Genomic DNA, 20,516 nt, shown 5'->3' with positions numbered 1-20,516 from the left:
TCAGTCAGCAAACAGCCCCGCAGCATCGAAAACCGCCTCGCCCTGCAGCAGGGTCGCCTCAATGGCAACGCTGCTGATGCTCTCAAGCGGGATGTCCAGGATGTTTTCGCTCAAAACCACAAGATCCGCGAATTTGCCCGCCTCGATGGACCCGGTCCGGTCCGCGTGGCGCAGGGCAATAGCCGGATTGATGGTCATCGCCTCGATGGCTGCGGCAACATCCGGCAGCCCGTTGCGCTCCCGGCTGACAGCAGTTTCGATCTTGATCAGCGGATTCAGCTCATCCGCATCCCAATCGCTGGAGAGCGTAACGGTCGCCCCCGCCGCCAGCAGCGCCCCTGCGGGCAGCAGCAGGTCAGTCCGGCCGCCGATGAATTCCGCTATGAAGGCCTCATAGTCTTTGCTCACGGCGCTCGGCGCCAGCTGCAGATCGGCAATGGCCCCAAGTTCGGCGAACCGCGGGTAATCCGCCGGGTCGGCAAGATAGAGATGGGTCAGCCGGTGCGGCCCGGTCTCCGGCGCGGCATGGGCAATCGCATCCAGCGCCAGACGGGCGCCATAGTCGCCTGTCACGTGGAAATGCAGCTGGAAGCCCGCCGCCGACAAATCCCGCGCGGCCCGCATCAGCACCTCTTTCCCGAAATAGAGATAGCCGAATTCCTCGCCCTCCGGCAGGCCCAGACCTGTCTCATAAGGTTGCAGCAAGGCGCCAGTCGCCTGGCTCAGGATGCCGTCGACATAAATCTTGGCCACATTAAAGCGCACCAGCCGGTCCGGGTCATTGTGGTAGAGCTTCTTGAGTTCGGACAGCTGCTCGTCGAGCGGGCGGTCGGGATAGATGTAGAAGGCGTTCGAGGCCCGAACAGTGAGCGCGCCAGAGTCCTCGGCCCGGTCCCAGACCTCGTGATGGCCCTGGGGCCAGTAGCCGCCCGCATCGCTGATTGAGGTGATCCCGTTGGCATTCAGTTCCGCCGCTGCATTCAGCAGGCTGTCATAGGCGAAGTCCAGGTTCTCCCGCGTGGGCGGGAAGGCAAGCGTGCGCAGGTTGTGCGGCGCGTTTTCCAGCACCACCCCATTGGGCCGGCCGCCGGGCCCGCGCAGGATGATATTGCCATTGGCGGCATCCTCAGCCGTGTCATACCCCGCCGCCTGCAGCGCCAGGGAGTTGGCCCAAGCCCCATGGCCGATGTCATCCAGGATCATCACCGGGCGGTCCGGCGACAGTGCGTCAAGCACCTCCACCGGATTGGGATGCAGCTCCAGCAGATTGACCATATTCACCCCGGCTCCCAGAACCCAAGCGCCGGTCCCGCCCTTCCCGGCGCAGTCCCGCACCGTGGCCTTGTAGCCTGCAAGGGTATCGAAGGGTTCAAAGGGGCAAAGCACTGCGTTTACCCCGGCCTCCACCGCATGCAGGTGAATGTCCTGAAACCCCGGAAGCACGATCCGCCCGCCCAGGTCCACGATCTCAGCCCCTTCGCCCGCGGCGGCGAGGACCTCGGCCTCGCTGCCGACGGCGCTGATCTTGCCGTCTTCGCCGATGGCGAGTGCCTCAGCCCAGCTGCGCGCCTCGTTGACCGTGTAGATTTCCGCATTGGTCAGCACCAGCGTTTCCGCCCATGCCGCACTGGCTGCCAAACCGGCCATACCCGCCGCAATAGAGCAGAGATGTTTCATGGCGCACTTTTCTTTTCTTTCACCTTGTCAAGTATATACCGGGGATATGCGGCCTTGGCTTGCCGCGCCGCACTGACGCTGATGGAGACCGTCGCATAGGGCCGCTCCTTGCTTGTGACCGCCAGGAGCCCGCCATCCGGATCTGCCGCCACCGACAGGCCTTCAAAGTCAAAACCCTCAGCACCCGGATAGGCGAAATTGGACGACAGGACATAACATCCGGTTCGCACCGCCAATGCGCGGGCTCCCGCTATCCAGACATCGCTGCCAAGGTCCGGCGTCGCGCGCGGGACCAGCAGCACATCGGTTCCCGCTCGCGACAGGCGGCAAGCATGGTCCCAATCCCACAGCTCGGTGCAGATGGCAAAACCGATCCGCACCCCGTTCCAGTCCAGCGGCACGGCTTGCTGCTTGCCCGCATCATACCAGCGGCTCTCCCAATAGCCTTCCTCTTCTGGCAGTGCCGCCTTCTCATGCGGCTCCGCGGCAATCCGGGCGTCTTGCAACAAGAAGGCACGGTTTAAGGGCTGGCCGGTCGGATCCAGAACGGGCCGCGACCCTGCCAAGGCCGTTCCCGCCAGCGCTCCGAGGTCATCCAGGCCGCTTTCGTGGTCGCGGACGGACTGTTCCCACAGCGCGGCATCGCGCTCCGGGCTGGCTGCCAGCCAAGGGCACAGCGGCATTTCCGGCAACAGTATCATATCGCTCTGCTCCGCCGCCGCATGGGCGGCCAGTGCTGCTGCCTGCGCTGCCCTGGCTTCCGGCCTGGGGTCCCAATCCGCAATGGTGATCCTCATGCCGCTGCTCCCGCTGGCGTCTGGGTGCCCGCCATCTGCAATGCGACGTCCAGCAGCACATTCGCACCGGCCTGAACATGCTCCGGCGCCGTGTATTCCTGCTCATTGTGGCTGATGCCACCGCGGCAGGGCACGAATATCATCGTTGCAGGCACCACTTTGGCAAGATGGAACGCATCATGCCCGGCACCGGACACCATATCCCGGGCGGCACAGCCCCGCGCTGCGGCGCTGGCCTGCACCGCGCCGGTCAGCTGCGGGTCGAACGCCACCACAGGCGAATGCCAGATCTGCTTAAGGCTGATGCCTACGCCGTCCGCTGTCTTGTCTAGCCCGGCAATCCCCTCTGACAAGGCGTCATGCATCCGCTGCAGGGCAGCCTCATCCGGATGCCGCAAATCGACTGATAACCGGACTTGGCCGGGCATCACATTGATGGAGCCGGGCCGCGTTTCAATCACGCCGACGGTTGCGCGTGCATCCGGATCCGCCAGGCCGATCTGGTAAACCAGCTGTGTCACCGCCGCCAGATGCCGAACCGGATCACGCCGCATTGCCATGGGCATCGGCCCCGCATGGGTCTCTTGGCCGCTCAGTGCCAGGGAATACCAGCGGATCGCTTGCCCGCCGGTAACAACGCCGATGGTCTTATCTTCCTGCTCAAGAATTGGACCCTGCTCAATATGCAGTTCCAGATAGCTGCCGATGGCGTGGCTGCCCGGCTCAATACCGCCAGCATAGCCAAATCTTTCGAGTTCCTGCGCAACCGGGATGCCGGATGCGTCGGTCACCGCCAGTGTCTCGGTAAGCGAATGCACGCCGCAATGAACGCCCGAGCCCATCATGGCGGGCTGAAACCGGGCGCCTTCCTCGTTGGTCCACACCGCGATCTCCACCGGCGCTTCTGTTGTAATTGCATGGTCTTCAAGCGTTTCCAGCACTTCCAGCCCGGCCAGCACCCCCAGCACGCCGTCGAACCGGCCGCCGTTGGGCTGCGTGTCCAGATGGCTGCCGATGACCACCGGAGGCGCCGCCGGGTTCCGGCCGGCCCGGCGCACGAACAGATTGCCGATCTTGTCGAAAACCGCTGCGAAGCCGCGGTTCCCGCACCATGCCAGAAACAGCTCACGGCCGTCTTCGTCATCCTGGCTGAGCGCCAGCCGGTGCGAACCGCCGTTCTCGGATGCTCCGATTTCAGCCATATCCATCAAACGGGACCAAAGCCGCGCGCCGTCCACCGAATACTCTGTCATCGAACGCTCCTGCAAGTTTCCGGAAATACCCCTATGATCCACGCCCGGACAGCTTCCCGGTAGTCCCCCTTCAGTGGGACTGGCAGGCTGCCGGGCAGGGCTCCCGGGTTTTTCCGTCAGCTGACTTCAGTTCAGGAGGCAGCAGTGGCGCACTCTTGTTTGCGCCGCATCCGGCATCACCCTGCTGTTGGCCTGTCTGGGCGGTGCGCTCCGTTGGTCACCGCTACCCTATTTAGGTTAGCTGCCTTGCGGGGCGGCCTGGGATAGCATCCCATAATTTTCCACGTGTCATGTAGTGCGGTACCCGGCAGGGCAGCCGTGCTGACGCCGAAACCGGGAAAATCCTATGTGCCGCGGCCTGGATGTGCCGAGCCGTGGCAGCGTGCTGAAATCACGGAACGACAAGGCCAAAGAGGCAAGGCAGATGACCATTCTCAACCCAACGAAAATCACCGGATCCGTGACCGCGCTTTACGCCAACAGCGATGCCAGCGACGAAAGCCTCGCCACGCGGAGGATCGACAGGAGCACTATTACCTTTGAGGGTATGGCAGAGGATCGGCACGCCGGGCTCGTCGCCGAGGCTGATGTGCGGTTCCGCCGTCAATACCCGGCCGGCACTCCGATCCGAAATACACGGCAGATTACCATTCTCTCGGCTGAGGACCTGGACCGCATCCGCCGCCATATGGATTTGCCCCGGTTCGATGCAGGCTGGATCGGTGCCAACATCGTGGTGGCAGGCATACCCGATTTGACCCTGCTGCCACCATCATCGCGGCTCCTGTTCAGTTCGGGCGCGGCGCTGGTCGTGGACAATGAAAACCGCCCCTGCCGGTATCCCGGAGACGAGATCGACAAGCGTTATCCCGGCAAGGGCAAACGTTTCGTAAAAGCAGCCACTAACCGCCGGGGCCTTGTAACCTGGGTGGAAAAGGAGGGCGGGATCGCAACCGGGGATCAAGTCGCATTGCATCTGCCGCCGCTTCGAGTGTACCCGCACGCCTGACAGTGCTCTTTTGAGACGCAGCTGTGCCAAGCTACACGCTATAAGCGAGAAACCAACAGCAGCAGATGAAGCTGCACGAAGGTTGCAATCTGCCACCAAGACATTGCAGGTAGTCCGGAGAATTTGCCCACACTTTTCAAACCCCGCGATATGCGCAAAGTTGCCGTTAGCTGTGCTCTATCATACGTTGATATCATTGCGGTGAGGGCAGGTAGGATACGGCGGTTGCCTGCTCCCGCAATCAAAACAATTTTATAATATAAATCAAAGTCTTAGAATGCTCTGTCCGGGGCCTTCTTCGTGTTTGGGCCTTCCGCACCTGCCGCCAGACACAGGAGACCCGCCAGGTCGCCCTCCAGGGTCAGGTCCAAGCCAGTGCCCTCCGCCGCAGGCGTCAGCACGATCCGCTCCACCAGCGCCCGCAGCGCCTCCTTAGCTACCTCCATGCCTTCGGCTGAGCCAAGGTTCCTGATCAGCCGGGACACTCGCTCCCGGTACGCGAGGCCCAGATCATTATCGAAAGCTGGAGAACACACTACAACACCAAACGGCCCCACAGTGCTCTGGGCTACCGCCCGCCTGCGCCAGAGGCCATCCTCCTGATGGACCAAAGGCCAACCATGCACTAACTTTCAATTTGGACCACTCAAGTGGGGCTTTTTAAATTTCATGCCCGCTAAGCCTATGGCAGTGATGGCGTGGTACTGCGCTGCCACCAGAAGGCCGACTATGCACTTCGTACTGCTGAGTAGCGAGGAAACGCAGGGTGTCGGCGGCGTCTTTTGTATCCGAGATCTGCTAATTCGACAACGTGGGTAGGCGATCAATGCTTGCTTAGGTCACCCTACTGGCCAAGGCGCGTTTGATTTGTCCTGATCCCGAAGGCCCCTGAAAAGCGGCTGCTTCCGGCTGCTCAGAAAGTCGCGATTATGGAAGGGAGAAAATTCTGCGGACCTCGGGCTTGAAAAGACATGCGTTGCGCGCTTTGCGTCTGGACCAAAATGCATGTTTCCCTTAAGGGCGCGAGGCCAAAGGGCTGTTTTTCATTTGACCAAAAGGTTGAAACATCGTGCTGGACCCTCACTTTATGGCGGATCACTCAGACAGGAACAGACCTATGCTAAAATCCCTTACTTTCGGCGCGTTTACCGCCGCCGTGCTGGGCACCGCCGCCATCGCCGAGACTGAACAGCTGCGGGTTGGGATGTCGGGAGGCTACTTCCCGTTTACCTTTGTCAAACAGGACAAGCTGCAAGGTTTCGAAGTCGATGTGATGGACGCAGTGGGCGAAGTGGCCGGTTTGGACATCGCATATGAGACCATGACCTTTTCCGGGCTGGTCGGGGCGCTGGAATCCGGACGGATCGATACCATTGCAAACCAGATCACGATCACGCCGGAGCGCGAGGCAAAATTCGCCTTCAGCCAGCCCTATGTGATCGACGGGGCGCAAGTCGTCGTGCGCAAGGGCAATGATGAAGTCGGGTCGGTCGAAGACCTTCGCGGCCGGTCGGTTGCAGTCAACCTCGGCTCAAACTTCGAGCAGCTGCTGAACGAGCTGCCTTATGCGGAAGACATCGACATCCGCACTTACGAGAGCAATATCGCACAGGACACCGCGCTTGGACGGGTCGATGCCTTTGTGATGGACCGCGTGTCGTCGGTCCAGTTGATCAAGGAAAGCCCGCTGCCTCTGGAACTGGCCGGGGCGCCGTTCTCCGAGATCCGCAATGCGCTGCCGTTTGCCGATACCGAAGAGGGGCGCGCGCTGCGTGACCGGATCGACGCAGCCCTGGACACGCTGCGGGCGGATGGCACGTTGACCGAAATCTCCATGAAGTGGTTCGGTTCTGACATTACAGTTGCGCAATAGGACAGACGATGCGGGCGCTCGACTTCGATTACATGCTTGGGCTTGTGCCCGTCATCCTTTCCTACGTTCCGATCACCCTGGCAATGGCCGGCGCATCCATGGTGCTTGCGCTGGCCCTTGCCTCGCTGCTGGCGGTCGAACGGGTCATCAGGGTGCCGGTGCTGGACAATCTGGTTGTTCTGTTCATCAGCTTCTTTCGCGGCACCCCGCTGCTGGTGCAGCTGTTTCTGTTCTATTTCGGCTTGCCGCAGCTGCTGCCGGCGCTTGCCAATATCAACGGCGTCACGGCCGCGGTCATGGGGCTTACGCTTCATTTCGCCGCTTACATGGCCGAAAGCATCCGGGCCGCTATTGCGGGGGTCGACCGCAGCCAGTGGGAGGCGGCGCAATCTATCGGCATGACACAGGCGCAGATGATGCGCCGCATCATTCTTCCGCAGGCCGCGCGGATCGCGGCGCCGACGCTGGTGAATTACTTCATTGATATGATCAAGGGCACCTCGCTCGCCTTCACGCTTGGCGTTACCGAAATGATGGGCGCAGCCCAAAAGGAGGCGGCTGGCAGCTTCCTCTATTTCGAGGCGTTTCTGGTGGTTGCCGTCATCTACTGGATCATGGTTGAGGCGCTGAGCCAGGTGCAGGGCCGGCTGGAAACCCGTCTGAACAAGGCTTTTGCGCGATGATTTCAATCCGGGGACTGACCAAGTCGTTTCGCGGCGCGCCGGTGCTGCGCGGCATCGACCTTGATATCGAAGACGGCGAAAAGGTTGTTGTGATCGGCCCGTCCGGAACCGGGAAGTCGACGCTGCTGCGGAGCCTGAATTTTCTCGACGTGCCGGATGCGGGGCAAATAACCGTCGGCGATCTGACCGTTGATGCCGCGCGGGCGTCCAAGTCCGATATCCTCGCCTTGCGCCGCCGCACCGGGTTTGTGTTCCAGAACTACGCGCTTTTTGCCAACAAGACGGCAAAAGAGAACATCATGGAGGCGCTTGTCACCGTGCAGAAGCGCCCCCGCGCCGAGGCTGAGGAGCGCGCGCTGTCGGTGCTGCGCGAAACCGGGCTGGCCGAGAAGGCGGACAGCTATCCGGCGGCTTTGTCCGGCGGCCAGCAGCAGCGCGTGGGCATTGGCCGCGCGATGGCCTTGGGCGCCGAAGTCCTGCTGTTTGACGAGCCGACCTCGGCGCTGGATCCGGAATGGGTGGGTGAGGTGCTGGACTTGATGCGGCGGGTCGCCGAGAAAAGCCAGACTATGATCATCGTCACCCACGAGATGCAGTTCGCACGCGAAATCGCGGACCGTGTCGTTTTCATGGACGGCGGCAAGATCGTTGAAGCCGGTCCGCCAAGTCAGATCTTTGATGCGCCCCGGGACGATCGGCTGAGGCGGTTCCTGAAACGGGTCGGCCGCGAGCAAGGGGCCGGATAAAGGCCGAAGGGGCATGGGTGCCTGAACGGCCTTCAACTATTACCCGGCTGCATCCCCGCAGGCCCTGACCAAAATGCCTTTGCAGGAATAACGCGCCCTGACCCCCGGCGCGATAATGGCTTGCACTGCGGGGCCGCCGCAGACCAAGGTGGCGGAACCATGCTGGGTGAGGGAGTGCATGAATGGGGCGGGACCGGCGCCGGGTTGCGATCGTTGGATTCGGGCCGCGCGGCCTGGCAGCGCTGGAGGCGCTGGTGCGCCGTGCTTCCGGGGCAGGCGCAGCCCTGGCGGTGGATGTCTTCGAGCCGTCAAGCTGGCCTGCGTCGGGTCCAAGCTTCAGTCCTGGCGAAAGTGAAACCTGCCTGCTGAACCTGCCGGTGCGCAGTATAGATCTGCCGCCGCCGCCATTCGCGCGCGAGGGGGAAGGCAGTTTTGCCGATTGGATGGGCCTAACCGGCGGCGATGGCGAGGCGTATCTGCCGCGGGCCAGGCTTGGCGCCTATCTGAACGCCCGGTTCGAGACGCTTCTTGCGCAGTTGCCAAGCCACATAACCGTGACCCGGCGCGCAGTGCGGGTGACTGAGGCCCGGCGCGGCGGGGAGGGCTGGCACCTGTATGCGCAAGGCGTGGCTCATGGCCCGTTCGGCCATGTGCTGCTGTCGCTTGGCCAGCCTGAAACTGCCAGCGATGATCAGCTCTGCCGCTGGCAGGATCACGCGGACCGGCATTCATTGCCCTTGAGGCCTGCCTATCCGGGAAAAGGGCTGATAGATGCGGCCGAGGACTGGGCGGGCCGGGTGGTCGGCATACGCGGCATGGCGCTGTCGGCGCTTGACGTGGTCCGCATGCTGACCTTGGGGCTGGGGGGCAGGTTCGCAGGCAGCAGTTACATCGCGTCGGGACGGGAGCCGGCCAGGATCGTGCCGTTCTCGCTGGATGGGCACGCACCTGCCCCGAAACCTCTGAATGCAAAGCTGGATGCGCGGTTTGATCCCTCGCAGGAGGAAAGCGCGGCCTTCGAGGAGGCCTTGCGTGCCGGCTTGTCTGAGCAGCCCGGGTCCGGACTGGAGCCGGTGCGCGGCGTGCTTGAAAGCGCGGCACTGCGCGTCATCCGCGCAGGCGGAGGCGCGGTTCAGTCTGACGAGGTGCGCGCGTGGCTGGAGCTGGAAAGCGAACGCCCCGGCAGCCAGGAGCAGCGGGGAACGCTGGACGCCCTGCGCGCGGGAATCTCCCAGGCCGAGGGGCGGGAGCCGCCCGCCGTCGGTTATACGATCGGCCAGCTTTGGCGGAAATGGCAGCCGCTGCTGCGCCGCGTGTTTGACAGCGCTTCTGTGTCTGCCGCCACCGCGCAGGAATTTGTGAGTTTCGACGACGGGCTCAAGCGTTACTCCTATGGTGCGCCGGTGGAAACCGCCCGTCAGTTGCGGATCCTGATCGAAACCGGGCTGGTGGATCCGCGTGCCGCGGACGATCCCGATATCACGCTTACCCCGCAGGGCTGGAAGCTGCACAGCGGCGGGCATACGGTCACCGCCAGCGTCATGATTGACGCTGTGCTGCCCCAGCCTGCTCTGGCCCCCGTGACGGAACCGCTGGTGGCCGGGCTGCGGCAGGACCTGTCGCTGAAACCCTTGGGTGACGGTTTGGGCGCGCGCTGTGCCCCCGATGCTGCGCTGATCGCGGCAGACGGGGTGCGGGTGGCCGGGCTTGCGCTGGTGGGCCGCTTGGCGAACGGCAGCGCTATCGCCACGGATTCGATTCATGACTGTTTCGGCAGCATCCCTGACCGATGGGCGCAGAGCGTGCTTTCGGCGCTTCCGGACCAGGGGGCATCCCCGTCCTGATCTCCGGTCCGGATGCAGACGGCGGCCGCGGTGTTTTAGCAGGTCTGCCAGCGGGCGTGGCGCTGCCGTCAGGGCAACGGATTGCGCTGCCGGGTATTGAAGTCCGGAGGAATTGGTTGGATAAGTTCCGGGCAATTTGAGATGGATTTTCAATAAGGGGGCAGTGCCTCTGTGTGCTGTGGCCCTGGCGCGTATTCCTGTGCCGGGCAAGGCGCGCTGGTGTCTCCTGTATTCTGATCTGCAGTTTTCATGCCCGTTTGGGCCGCATTTTTTTGGAGCTGTTCCTTGAATAACAACGTCGACCCATACCCGTTATCATACCAGACCGCGGAGCCAGCCGCTGACGGGCTGCATCGGCTGGAGATGGCGGTGCAGCGGGCCGGCGAGGGCCTGACCCGATGGCAGGCCGGTTGCCTGGAGAAGGTCAGCGGCGTGTCTTTGGCTGGTGCCGAGATTACCCTGCTGCTGCTGATCGGCAGTGGCAGGCGGCCAAAATCCATCAAGGAACTGGCGCGTGCAACCAACCGTGTGGATATCCCGAATATCCAGTATTCCTTGCGCAAACTGGCATCGGCAGGACTGACCCGCAAACAGGGCGCTGGCCGTTCGGGAGTGACCTACAGCCTGACTGACGAAGGCTGCCAGCTGGCCGGTAAGCTGAACGCTCTTCGTGAACGCCTGCTGACGCAGGCGATTGAAGGGCATTCTGAATTGGCCGGGCGGTTGCGGGGGGCTGCCGATGTGCTGGAAGAACTGGTTGAACTGTACGGCGCAGCGGCGCAGCAGGCAGAAGCGCAGAGCAAGGACTGACAGGGCGGCGGACCCATTGCAGGGGCTTGCGGCGGCGGCGTAAGGTGCTGCCATGATCGAACTCAAAGACCTTCAGCTGCTCACCGCATTGGCGCGGCATCAGCATTTTGCCAAGGCCGCCGCCGACTGCGGCATGTCGCAGCCGGCCTTCTCCATGCGGATCCGCAATCTGGAGGAGCGGCTGGGCCTGTCCATCGTGCGCCGTGCCAACCGCTTTCAGGGGCTGACCGAAGAGGGCTTGATGATCGTGCGCCGGGGGCGCTCGATCTTGGATGATGCAAAGGCGCTGGAACAGGAGATCGCCGCGTCGCGCGGCGAAGTGACCGGCACGCTGGTGCTTGGGGTGGTGCCCACCGCCACCGCCTGGGCGGCGCAGCTGGTGGACCAGGTGCATCAGGCCCATCCGCGGATTCTGGCCCGGGTGGAGGTGACCACCTCGTTGGCTATCCAGCAGCGCCTTTATGATGGTACAATTGATGCAGGTATTACCTACGCCGAGAGCCTGGGTCAGGACCTGGTGACAGTGCAGCCGCTGTATGAAGAAAGCTATGTGCTGCTGGCGCCCGAAGAGATGGTGGCGGGCCGCGGCGACACGATTAGCTGGGCCGAAGCAGCTGACTTGCCGCTGAGCCTGCTGGACCAGCAGATGCAGAACCGCCGCATCCTGGACCGGATCTTTGCCGATCTGGAACTGAGGCCGGAAATCGTGTCCGAGTCCAACGGCTTTATGGCGTCGATGGTGCTGGCGCGCGAAGGCTCGGCGGCAACGATTCTGCCTCGGGCCCTGATGCAGGCCCTGGGAGAGCTGGGGGGAACCCGGGTTCTCGGGCTGACCGGGCCGGAACAATCGCGGCCGATTTGCATTGCGACGCTGGACCGGACCCCGGAATTAACCACGGTTCGGGCGCTGAAAGAGGTTGTTGCGACGTTTGTGGACGATGGGATGCCGCAAATGGCGTGATAAGTTATACTTATTGTGCAATCGGTTTTCTAGATTTGACGATATTCATTCTTGATGGCATTTCGGAATGAAATACGTGCTGACTGGAGGACCCCATGGCACCATTGGATGATAGCAAGGGCGTATGGAAGTCCGGCCGCGGCAAGGGGCGCAAGACGCCCAAAGGCCGCCAGGTCGACGACATCGCGCTGAGCGAGGTTCAGGACCTGCTGGGGGACCGCCCGCGCAACCGTGACCTGCTGATCGAGTTCCTGCATCTGATTCAGGACAAATACGGCCATCTGAGCGCCGCGCACATCCGGGCGCTGGCTGAGGAGATGCGCACCGGTCAGGCAGAGATCTACGAGGTGGCCAGCTTCTATGCCCATTTCGATGTGGTGAAGGAGGGTGAGGCCCCGCCGCCGGCACTGACCATCCGGGTGTGTGACTCGCTGTCCTGTGAGTTGGCGGGGGCACAGCAGCTGCAGAAGGCGCTGGAAGATGGGCTGGATGCCTCTCAGGTCCGCGTGCTGCGCGCACCCTGCATGGGTCGCTGCGACACTGCGCCGGTTCTGGAAATCGGCCACAACCACATCGACCACGCCACCGTGGAAAAGGTCGAGGCAGCGATTGCTGCCGATGACACCCACGCCCATATCCCGGAGTATGAAACCTTCGCCGCTTATGAGGCGGATGGCGGCTATGCCACGCTGAAAGGCCTGCGCGCGAATGGCGACTGGGAAGCGGTTCAGGCGAAGGTCAAAGAAGCCGGTCTGCGCGGTCTGGGCGGCGCTGGCTTCCCGTCCGGCACCAAATGGGGTTTTGTGCGCGCCAACGAAGGTCCGCGCTACCTCGCCGTGAACGGTGACGAGGGCGAACCGGGCACCTTCAAGGACCGCTACTACTTGGAGCGCACGCCGCATGTCTTCCTCGAGGGCATGCTGATTGCCGCCTGGGCGGTCGAGGCCGAGAAAGCCTTTATATACATGCGCGATGAATATCCGGCGGTGCTGGAAATCCTGCGCCGGGAGATCAAGGCGCTGGAAGAGGCCGGCATTGTCGAGGCAGGTTACATTGACCTGCGCCGCGGGGCAGGGGCCTATATCTGCGGTGAAGAAAGCGCCATGATTGAATCGATCGAGGGCAAGCGCGGCGAGCCGCGCCACCGTCCGCCGTTTGTGGCACAGGTGGGTGTCTTCGGGCGTCCGACCCTCGTCCACAACGTGGAAACCCTCTATTGGGTCGCCAAGATCTGCCGCGAAGGGCCTGAGTGCCTGAATTCGGTTGAGAAGAACGGCCGCAAGGGCTTGCGCAGCTACTCGGTCTCGGGCCGGGTGAAGAACCCTGGCGTGCATCTGCTGCCCGCCGGCTCCACCATCACCGACATTATTGAGGCCTGCGGCGGTATGCTGGATGGCCGCGCCTTCAAGGCTTACCAGCCGGGCGGCCCCTCCTCGGGCTTGCTGCCTGCATCGATGAATGATATCCCGCTCGACTTCGACACGCTGCAGCCGCATGGCACCTTTATCGGCTCTGCTGCCGTGGTGGTGCTGTCCGATCAGGACTCGGCCCGCGATGCGGCGCTGAACATGCTTCGCTTTTTCGAGGATGAAAGCTGCGGCCAGTGCACCCCTTGCCGGGTGGGATGCGAGAAAGCCGTCAAGCTGATGAGCGAGAAGAAGTGGGATCAGGGCCTGCTGGAAGAGCTGAGCACCGCGATGGTCGACGCTTCGATCTGCGGTCTGGGCCAGGCTGCGCCGAACCCGATCCGCCTGACCATGAAACATTTTCCGGATGAGGTCTGAGCCATGAGCGATAACGTCACATTCACACTCGATGGCGAACAGGTCACGGCGGAAAAGGGCCTGACCATCTGGGAAGTCGCCAACGGCCGCGGGCTGAAGATCCCGCATCTGTGCCACAAGCCGCAGCCGGGCTACCGCCCGGACGGCAACTGCCGCGCCTGCATGGTGGAGATCGAAGGCGAGCGCACGCTGGCCGCCTCCTGCATTCGCGAACCCGCCGAGGGCATGGTTGTCACCACCAACAACGCGCGCGCTGAAAACGCTCGCAAGATGGTGATGGAACTGCTGATGGCTGACCAGCCCAAGCGGGAAGAGGCGCACGACAAATCCTCCCACATGTGGGATATGGCAGAGCTGAACGGCGTTACTGAGAGCCGCTTCCCCAAGCTGGAAGAGGGCCGCATCCCGCTGCTGGACGACAGCCATGTCGCCATGAAGGTGAATTTGGACGCCTGCATCTCCTGCGGCCTGTGCGTGCGGGCCTGCCGTGAAGTGCAGGTGAACGACGTGATCGGCATGGCCGGCCGCGGCCACAATGCCTTTCCGACTTTTGATATTGCTGACCCGATGGGCCAATCCACCTGTGTGGCCTGCGGCGAATGTGTTCAGGCCTGCCCGACCGGCGCGCTCATGCCCGCCACTGTTCTGGACGAAAACCAGGTCGGCGACAGCAAGGACTACGATTCCGAGACCGAAAGCGTCTGCCCGTTCTGCGGTGTTGGTTGCAAGGTTTCGCTTAAGGTCAAGGACGGCAAGGTCAAGCACGTTGAGGGCATCAACGGCCCGGCAAACGAAGGCCGCCTGTGCGTCAAGGGACGGTTTGGCTTTGACTACATCCACCACCCGCACCGCCTGACCAAGCCGCTGATCCGCCGTGACGACGCGCCTGCAAAAGGCCTGAACGTCGATCCGGGCAATCTCTCGACCCATTTCCGCGAAGCATCCTGGGAAGAGGCGATGGATCTGGCCGCCAAGGGCCTGATGCGCTTGCGCGATGAGAACCCGAAATCGGTTGCGGGCTTCGGCTCGGCGAAATGCACCAACGAAGAGGCCTATCTCTTCCAGAAGTTCATTCGACAGGGGTTCAAGCATAACAATGTCGACCACTGCACCCGTCTGTGCCATGCGTCGTCCGTTGCGGCGCTGATCGAAAACGTCGGCTCCGGTGCGGTGACCGCAACCTTCAACGAGATCGAGAACGCCGATGTAGCAATCGTGATCGGCTCCAACCCGATTGAGAACCACCCGGTGGCGGCGACCTATTTCAAGCAGTTCACCAAGCGCGGTGGCAAGCTGATCGTGATGGACCCGCGGGGCGTCGGCCTGCGCCGGTTTGCAACCGAGATGGTGCAGTTCCGCCCTGGCGCGGATGTGTCGATGCTGAACGCGATCATGAGCGTGATTGTCGAGGAAGGCCTGTACGATCAGGAATACATCGACAAATACACCGAGAACTGGGAAGCCGAAAAACAGCATCTGGCGCAATTCACGCCGGAGAAGATGTCGGAAATCTGCGGCGTCAGCCCTGAGCAGCTGCGCAGTGTCGCGCGCATCTTTGCGGGCGGCAAGGCGGGCCTGATCTTTTGGGGCATGGGCGTGTCCCAGCACATCCACGGCACCGACAATTCGCGCTGCCTGATCTCGCTGGCGCTGATGACCGGCAACGTGGGCAAACCGGGCGCGGGCCTCCATCCGCTGCGCGGCCAGAATAACGTGCAGGGGGCCTCTGATGCGGGCCTCATCCCGATGTTCCTGCCCGATTATCAGACCGTGACCTCGGACGACGTCCGTAAGAGCTTCACCGATGTCTGGGGCGGCGGCGATTTCTCGAACGAGAAGGGCCTGACCGTGACCGAGATCGTGGACGAGGCTTATGCCGGCAACATCAAGGGCATGTACATCCAGGGCGAAAACCCGGCGATGTCCGATCCGGATGCCGACCACGCGCGCGACGCCTTTGCCAAGCTGGAGCTGATGATCGTTCAGGATATCTTCCTGACCGAGACGGCCAACTATGCCGACATCATCCTGCCGGCCTCGGCGCTCTATGAGAAGAACGGCACCGTGTCGAACACCAACCGCCAGGTGCAGCGTGTGCGACCTGCGGTTCCGCCGCCGGGTGAGGCGCGGGAGGACTGGCAGGTCACCGTAGAGCTGGCGCAGCGCATCGGCCTGCCCTGGGACTACAAGGATGTCAGCGAAGTCTTTGCCGAGATGAAGCTGAACATGAAGTCCTTGGACAACATCACTTGGGAACGTCTGGAAACCGAAACCATCACCTACCCGTCGCTGCACGAGACCGACCCCGGTCAGGCGATTGTGTTCGGTGACGGCTTCCCGCGCCCGGACGGCCGCGCCCGCTTTACCCCGGCATCGGTCATTCCGCCGGATGAGGCGCCGGATGAGGAATTCCCGATGATCATGACCACCGGCCGCCAGCTGGAGCATTGGCACACCGGGTCGATGACCCGGCGCTCCAAAGTTCTGGACGCGGTGGAGCCGGAAGCGAACTGCTCGCTCAACCCGCGCACGCTCAAGCTGATGGGCATCGAGCCGGGCGAGATGATCCGTCTGTCGACCCGCCGCGGCTCGATCGAGATCATGGCGCGGGCCGACCGGGCGATTGCCGAGGACATGGTGTTTGTGCCCTTTGCCTATGTCGAGGCGGCGGCCAACATCCTGACCAACCCCGCGCTGGACCCCTATGGCAAGATCCCCGAGTTCAAGTTCTCGGCGGTGCGAGTCGAGAAGATCGAAGGGCAGATCGCGGCCGAGTAAATTGGCACAACCGTTTGAGGAAACAGGGCGGGCGCGGAACCAAGGGTTCCGCGCCCGTTTTCTCTGGTGGCGCCGGGCTGGCGCCCGGCGCGGCAACGCACTTCAGAACGGGTTGCCTGACCGCGAATGCCGTAACACTGTTCCGCTTCGGGCTTTGCCCGAAACGGCCCGCGCCGCGCCTTGCACGCGCGGCGCACGGCCCAACCGGCGAGCGGGCATCTACGACGCCTGCCGGCTGGCGGGAGTGTTTCTGTCAGGGGCGGTGCTGGGTGCCTAAAGTCAGGCAGGGGTCAACGGTGCCGGGCCAGGAACCGGTCGAGATCCCGCTGGGCGGGGCGGGTGCCGGTGAAGACTTCTATCCAGCCGGGCATCAGTGAAATCCGGTATTCCGTGCTCTCGTGCACCTGCATCGAGATATAGCCGATCTGAGTGTAGATCATGGCCCGGGCCCGGATCAGTGCATCCGCCTCAGGATACCCAAAGCGCACGAACATTTCTGTCATGGCTTTCTCGCGTCGGGCATCGGCCAGGTCCAGCCGTTCCTGCAGTCGGCTGTCATTGCGCCCCCAGTTGCGGATCGCCAGATCCAGGCGGGCATCAAACAGCTTTGGGTCAAGCCAGCAGTCGAACAGGTTGAAAAGCGCCTCGGCAATGCTCTCGGCATAGGCTTTGGTCCGGGCAACCAGATTGCCGGTGTTCTTCTCCTCCCAGCGGCGGATCATCGCTTCCAGCAGGGCCTCACGGTCTTTGAAGTGCCAGTAGAAGCTGGTGCGCGACACCCCCAGCCGCTTGGCCAGCGGCATCACCTTCACCGCCTCCACACCGCTTTCGGTCAGCACGTCATGGGCGGCGGACAGCCAGTCTTCTTCGCTTAGTCGCGGGCGGGAGATGTCCTGTGTGGTCATGCCCCAAGCCTTAGCAGCCGCACCGGACGGGGGCAACTTTTCCAGACAGGTGTGAATGTTTAATTGACACATGTGTCAGGCTGGTGTCGGATGGTACCCAGCCACGTTACCGTTCCAGGAGAGGCAGGCAATGTCCAAGGACCCGCTGCTGCAGCCGTACCAGCTCAAGCATCTGACGCTGCGCAACCGGATCATGACCACCAGCCATGAGCCGGCCTATCCCGAAGACGGGATGCCCAAGGCGCGCTATGCAGCCTACCATGCCGAGCGCGCCAAGGCGGGGGTGGCGCTGACCATGACCGCAGGATCCGCTGCGGTCAGCCGTGACAGTCCGCCAGTGTTCAACAACATTCTGGCGTACAAGGACGAAGTGGTCCCCTGGATCCGCAACCTGACGGATCAGGTGCATGAACATGGCGCAGCGGTGATGATCCAGCTGACCCACCTGGGCCGGCGCACCGGCTGGAACAAGGGGGACTGGCTGCCGTCCGTCAGCTCCTCCCGGCACCGGGAGCCGGCGCACCGGTCCTTTCCCAAGCTGGCGGAAGATTGGGACATTGCCCGCATCATCTCCGACTTCGCCGACACGGCGGAGCGGATGAAAGAGGGGGGCATGGATGGTATAGAGCTGCAGGTCTATGGTCACCTGCTGGATCAGTTCTGGTCGCCGCTGACCAATGATCTCGACGGGCCTTATGGCGGCCAGTCTCTGGACAGCCGGATGCGCATGCCGCTCGACGTGCTGCGCGCGGTCCGGGACAGGGTTGGGGAGGATTTCATCGTCGGCTTGCGGTACACTGCGGATGAGGCGCAGGCAGGCGGGATCACTCCTGAAGAGGGGATCGAAATCTCCAGGCGTCTGACGGACAGCGGCATGGTGGATTTCCTCAATGTGATCCGCGGCCGCATACACACCGATCCCGCGATGACCGACGTGATCCCGGTGCAGGGCATGAAATCGGCACCGCATCTGGATTTCGCAGGTGAGGTGAAGAAGGCCACCGGCATGCCGACATTCCACGCTGCCCGCATCCCGGATGTGGCGACCGCCCGCCATGCGGTGGCCAGCGGATTGCTGGACATGGTCGGCATGACCCGCGCCCATATGGCGGATCCGCATGTTGTCAGGAAAATCATCGAGGGGCGCGAAGACGACATCCGCCCCTGCGTCGGCGCCACCTACTGTCTGGACCGGATCTACCAGGCAGGGGAGGCCCTTTGCATCCACAACGCCGCCACCGGGCGCGAACTCACAATGCCCCACGAAATCCCCGCGGCAGAGACGCTTAAGAAGGTGGTGATCATCGGGGCCGGCCCTGGCGGGCTGGAGGCGGCGCGCGTGGCCGCAGAACGGGGCCATGATGTGACAGTCCTTGAGGCAGCCGCTGAGCCGGGCGGTCAGGTCCGCCTGACGGCACAGAACCCGCGCCGGGCTGAAATGATCGGCATTATTGACTGGCGCATGGCGCAATGCGCGGCCCGGGATGTGGCGTTTCGCTTCAATACCTGGGCCGAGGCGGAGGATGTTATGGCCCTGAACCCGGATGTGGTGATCGTGGCGACTGGCGGGATGCCAAACATGATGCTGCATGAGACCCGGTCGGACCTGCCGCATGCGGTGTCCAGCTGGGACGTAATTTCGGGCGATGTGAAACCTGCCGGGCATGTTCTGGTCTATGATGAAAGCGGCGATCATCCGGGGCTGATGGCGGCAGAAACCGCGGCTGGGGCAGGAGCCCGGGTGGAGGTCATGACACCTGACCGGACTTTTGCGCCGGACATCATGGGCATGAACCTCGTGCCCTATATGCGGGCGCTGCAGGACAAGGACGTGAGGTTCACTGTTGCCCGCCGCCTGCTGGACATCAGCCGCAGCGGCAACCGGCTGACCGCCGCCATCGGCACCGACTACAGCGGCCACACTTATTGCGTGGAGTATGATCAGGTGGTGGTCAATTATGGCACGCTGCCGCTGGACGGCCTGTACTTTGCGCTGAAGGAGCAGGCATCCAACCGCGGCGAGGTCGACCACGATGCCCTGATTGCGGGCCGCCCGCAGGCGGTTACGTCCAACCCGGCGGGCCGGTTCCAGCTGTTCCGGATCGGTGATGCGGTCTCCGCGCGTAATACCCATGCGGCGATCTATGACGCGCTGCGGCTTATGAAGGACATCTGACATGCGCCTGGGGTTTCTGGGGTGCGGCGTTATCGCCTCTGCAGTGGTGCGGGGGCTTGCCGGCAAGGGGCACCGGATCACTGTGTCAGAGCGCAGCCGGACCCGGTCAGCAGCATTGACTGCGGAATTCGGCGACGTCACCGCTGCCGCTAACCAGGCGGTGGCCGATGCCAGCGACGTCGTGTTCCTGGGCCTGATGGCAGAGGCGGCTGAAGGCATCCTGTCCGGGCTGGTATTCCGCGAAGATCAGCAGGTGATCTCCTTCATGGCCGGTGCCGGTTTGGCCCGGGTCGCAGAACTGGCGGCACCGGCGCGCGCGGCGGCTGTGATGATGCCCTTTCCGGGGATTGCACAGGGCGGCTCTCCTATCATGGCGCTGGGAGACACTGGCCTGGTCGCGCGCATCTTTGGCCCTTCGAACACGGTATTTGCCTTGAAGGACGAGGCGGAGCTGAATGCCTACCTGTGTGCCCAGGCTGTGTTGTCGCCGGTTGCGCGCATGGTGAATGACGCTGCCGGTTGGCTGGGAGGCCGGGTCGAAGACCGGCAGCAAGGTGAAGCCTTTTTGCGCATGCTGATCACAAGCAGCCTGCAACAGACTGCCTGTACAGACCTGATTGAGGCGTTGAATACGCCGGGCGGCTACAACCAGCGCCTGCGCCTCCATATGGAGGATGCGGGCATGGGGCGGGATCTCGTTGCGGGGTTGGACATGCTTGAGGGCGGCAAGCCGTGACGTGATCAGGCAGCCATTTGGCTGCCCTTTTTGTTTTCGGCTGCGCCCTGTTTGTCCTTTGGCCGGTTTGGCCTGGCGATTCCGGGCGGGCGGAGGGGGTTTGGGGGGTGTTTGTTGCGATTCCGGGGTGGTGAGTCTGTGGATAAGGGGTGCCGAGTCTGTGGGTAAGTGGGGCGGGCGCCTTTTCCGGGGTGTTCGGGGTGGTTTGCGGGGCGGGGGTGGGGCGGAAAGAGGGTCAGGGNTGCTGACTTTGTTTTGGTGTAAGTNNTTGATTTTATTNGATNCGTGATTTTTCTTTGCGGAATTCTGCGTTTTTCTGAATTTTGGGGTTGCGGGTCTGCGGGGGTANCCGTAAAAGCCCCCTCACCGGCGGCGCTGAGGCGCAGCTGAGACACACCGGACGGGACGCTGAGCCAGACAGGGCGACGCGGTAACGGATCGGGAAACACACCGGAGAGACGGTGGGACACGCTGGAGAGACGGT

General features: G+C 62.9%; 16 protein-coding genes and 2 pseudogenes. 13 read left to right on the top strand and 5 right to left on the bottom strand.

From position 1 onward, the window contains the following. From PHA8399_RS19085 to PHA8399_RS19075, 3 genes are read right to left on the bottom strand one after another with little or no spacing between them, the layout of a single operon-like run. Window positions 1–1,677 carry an amidohydrolase gene (locus PHA8399_RS19085; protein ID WP_082649586.1) on the bottom strand — a complete coding sequence of 559 codons (1,677 nt, stop codon included), beginning with the start codon at window positions 1,675–1,677 and terminating at the stop codon, window positions 1–3. After that, a complete protein-coding gene (locus tag PHA8399_RS19080; RefSeq protein WP_058287695.1) occupies window positions 1,674–2,474 on the bottom strand; it encodes a carbon-nitrogen hydrolase family protein in 801 nt (266 codons plus the stop codon). The genes PHA8399_RS19085 and PHA8399_RS19080 overlap by 4 nt, the downstream gene beginning before the upstream one ends. Further along, window positions 2,471–3,727, bottom strand: a complete 1,257-nt coding sequence (locus PHA8399_RS19075; RefSeq protein ID WP_058287694.1) for a Zn-dependent hydrolase — start codon at window positions 3,725–3,727, stop codon at window positions 2,471–2,473. Before PHA8399_RS19075 ends, PHA8399_RS19080 begins: the two co-directional genes overlap by 4 nt. A 424-nt stretch (window positions 3,728–4,151) precedes the next feature. Here PHA8399_RS19075 and PHA8399_RS19070 point away from each other — a divergent pair, with 424 nt between their 5' ends. Beyond that, entirely contained in the window at window positions 4,152–4,736 is a 585-nt protein-coding gene (locus PHA8399_RS19070) for an MOSC domain-containing protein (protein WP_158509281.1), read from the top strand. A gap of 272 nt (window positions 4,737–5,008) precedes the next feature. Here PHA8399_RS19070 and PHA8399_RS22420 read toward each other — a convergent pair whose 3' ends face one another. Then, window positions 5,009–5,182, bottom strand: coding sequence for a hypothetical protein (locus PHA8399_RS22420; RefSeq protein WP_158509280.1), 174 nt, complete (start codon window positions 5,180–5,182; stop codon window positions 5,009–5,011). A 54-nt stretch (window positions 5,183–5,236) separates the two neighbouring features. Between PHA8399_RS22420 and PHA8399_RS22055 the strand changes: the two are divergent. From PHA8399_RS22055 to fdhF, 10 genes and pseudogenes are all read left to right on the top strand, one after another. Further along, a pseudogene (locus PHA8399_RS22055) lies at window positions 5,237–5,365 on the top strand (integrase core domain-containing protein); the annotation flags it as partial. 76 nt (window positions 5,366–5,441) lie between these two features. Then, window positions 5,442–5,552 (top strand): annotated as a pseudogene (locus PHA8399_RS22840) (IS110 family transposase); the annotation flags it as partial. A 301-nt stretch (window positions 5,553–5,853) separates the two neighbouring features. Further along, complete coding sequence (locus tag PHA8399_RS19060; RefSeq protein ID WP_058287691.1) at window positions 5,854–6,609, top strand: amino acid ABC transporter substrate-binding protein; 756 nt, start codon at window positions 5,854–5,856, stop codon at window positions 6,607–6,609. A gap of 8 nt (window positions 6,610–6,617) precedes the next feature. After that, complete coding sequence (locus PHA8399_RS19055; protein WP_058287690.1) at window positions 6,618–7,292, top strand: amino acid ABC transporter permease; 675 nt, start codon at window positions 6,618–6,620, stop codon at window positions 7,290–7,292. Next, a complete protein-coding gene (locus tag PHA8399_RS19050) occupies window positions 7,289–8,038 on the top strand; it encodes an amino acid ABC transporter ATP-binding protein (RefSeq protein ID WP_058287689.1) in 750 nt (249 codons plus the stop codon). Before PHA8399_RS19055 ends, PHA8399_RS19050 begins: the two co-directional genes overlap by 4 nt. A gap of 182 nt (window positions 8,039–8,220) precedes the next feature. Beyond that, window positions 8,221–9,882: an FAD/NAD(P)-binding protein gene (locus tag PHA8399_RS19045; RefSeq protein WP_058287688.1), complete on the top strand. Its 1,662-nt coding sequence runs from the start codon at window positions 8,221–8,223 to the stop codon at window positions 9,880–9,882. Window positions 9,883–10,131: 249 nt separating this feature from the next. Next, window positions 10,132–10,692 carry a winged helix DNA-binding protein gene (locus PHA8399_RS19040; RefSeq protein ID WP_244270261.1) on the top strand — a complete coding sequence of 187 codons (561 nt, stop codon included), beginning with the start codon at window positions 10,132–10,134 and terminating at the stop codon, window positions 10,690–10,692. Window positions 10,693–10,744: 52 nt separating this feature from the next. Then, window positions 10,745–11,653: a LysR family transcriptional regulator gene (locus PHA8399_RS19035; protein ID WP_058287687.1), complete on the top strand. Its 909-nt coding sequence runs from the start codon at window positions 10,745–10,747 to the stop codon at window positions 11,651–11,653. Window positions 11,654–11,748: 95 nt separating this feature from the next. Next, window positions 11,749–13,437, top strand: a complete 1,689-nt coding sequence (locus tag PHA8399_RS19030; protein ID WP_058287686.1) for an NAD(P)H-dependent oxidoreductase subunit E — start codon at window positions 11,749–11,751, stop codon at window positions 13,435–13,437. A gap of 3 nt (window positions 13,438–13,440) precedes the next feature. After that, the gene (gene fdhF / locus PHA8399_RS19025; RefSeq protein ID WP_058287685.1) at window positions 13,441–16,215 is read left to right on the top strand and encodes a formate dehydrogenase subunit alpha; all 2,775 of its coding nucleotides are present in this window, start codon (window positions 13,441–13,443) and stop codon (window positions 16,213–16,215) included. A gap of 290 nt (window positions 16,216–16,505) precedes the next feature. On the opposite strand, the gene PHA8399_RS19020 is transcribed toward fdhF, so the two are convergent. After that, window positions 16,506–17,120, bottom strand: coding sequence for a TetR/AcrR family transcriptional regulator (locus PHA8399_RS19020; RefSeq protein ID WP_058287684.1), 615 nt, complete (start codon window positions 17,118–17,120; stop codon window positions 16,506–16,508). Window positions 17,121–17,250: 130 nt separating this feature from the next. Here PHA8399_RS19020 and PHA8399_RS19015 point away from each other — a divergent pair, with 130 nt between their 5' ends. Further along, the gene (locus PHA8399_RS19015) at window positions 17,251–19,296 is read left to right on the top strand and encodes an NADH:flavin oxidoreductase (protein WP_058287683.1); all 2,046 of its coding nucleotides are present in this window, start codon (window positions 17,251–17,253) and stop codon (window positions 19,294–19,296) included. 1 nt (window position 19,297) lies between these two features. Further along, complete coding sequence (locus PHA8399_RS19010; protein ID WP_058287682.1) at window positions 19,298–20,032, top strand: NAD(P)-binding domain-containing protein; 735 nt, start codon at window positions 19,298–19,300, stop codon at window positions 20,030–20,032. The last annotated feature ends 484 nt before the right edge of the window (window positions 20,033–20,516 follow it).

Origin of the sequence: Leisingera aquaemixtae, assembly GCF_001458395.1 — a bacterium.
Lineage (GTDB): Bacteria > Pseudomonadota > Alphaproteobacteria > Rhodobacterales > Rhodobacteraceae > Leisingera > Leisingera aquaemixtae.
This window is presented reverse-complemented; position numbering and strand designations above follow the sequence as displayed.

Bases quoted from the DNA above. Each gene is read 5' to 3' on its own strand.
- PHA8399_RS19045 (WP_058287688.1), top strand. From the start codon at position 8,221: ATGGGGCGGGACCGGCGCCGGGTTGCGATCGTTGGATTCGGGCCGCGC.
- PHA8399_RS19035 (WP_058287687.1), top strand. From the start codon at position 10,745: ATGATCGAACTCAAAGACCTTCAGCTGCTCACCGCATTGGCGCGGCAT.
- PHA8399_RS19030 (WP_058287686.1), top strand. From the start codon at position 11,749: ATGGCACCATTGGATGATAGCAAGGGCGTATGGAAGTCCGGCCGCGGC.
- PHA8399_RS19060 (WP_058287691.1), top strand. From the start codon at position 5,854: ATGCTAAAATCCCTTACTTTCGGCGCGTTTACCGCCGCCGTGCTGGGC.
- PHA8399_RS19040 (WP_244270261.1), top strand. From the start codon at position 10,132: ATGCCCGTTTGGGCCGCATTTTTTTGGAGCTGTTCCTTGAATAACAAC.
- PHA8399_RS22420 (WP_158509280.1), bottom strand. From the start codon at position 5,182: ATGGAGGTAGCTAAGGAGGCGCTGCGGGCGCTGGTGGAGCGGATCGTG.
- PHA8399_RS19085 (WP_082649586.1), bottom strand. From the start codon at position 1,677: ATGAAACATCTCTGCTCTATTGCGGCGGGTATGGCCGGTTTGGCAGCC.
- PHA8399_RS19015 (WP_058287683.1), top strand. From the start codon at position 17,251: ATGTCCAAGGACCCGCTGCTGCAGCCGTACCAGCTCAAGCATCTGACG.
- PHA8399_RS19050 (WP_058287689.1), top strand. From the start codon at position 7,289: ATGATTTCAATCCGGGGACTGACCAAGTCGTTTCGCGGCGCGCCGGTG.
- fdhF (WP_058287685.1), top strand. From the start codon at position 13,441: ATGAGCGATAACGTCACATTCACACTCGATGGCGAACAGGTCACGGCG.
- PHA8399_RS19020 (WP_058287684.1), bottom strand. From the start codon at position 17,120: ATGACCACACAGGACATCTCCCGCCCGCGACTAAGCGAAGAAGACTGG.
- PHA8399_RS19070 (WP_158509281.1), top strand. From the start codon at position 4,152: ATGACCATTCTCAACCCAACGAAAATCACCGGATCCGTGACCGCGCTT.
- PHA8399_RS19075 (WP_058287694.1), bottom strand. From the start codon at position 3,727: ATGACAGAGTATTCGGTGGACGGCGCGCGGCTTTGGTCCCGTTTGATG.
- PHA8399_RS19080 (WP_058287695.1), bottom strand. From the start codon at position 2,474: ATGAGGATCACCATTGCGGATTGGGACCCCAGGCCGGAAGCCAGGGCA.
- PHA8399_RS19010 (WP_058287682.1), top strand. From the start codon at position 19,298: ATGCGCCTGGGGTTTCTGGGGTGCGGCGTTATCGCCTCTGCAGTGGTG.
- PHA8399_RS19055 (WP_058287690.1), top strand. From the start codon at position 6,618: ATGCGGGCGCTCGACTTCGATTACATGCTTGGGCTTGTGCCCGTCATC.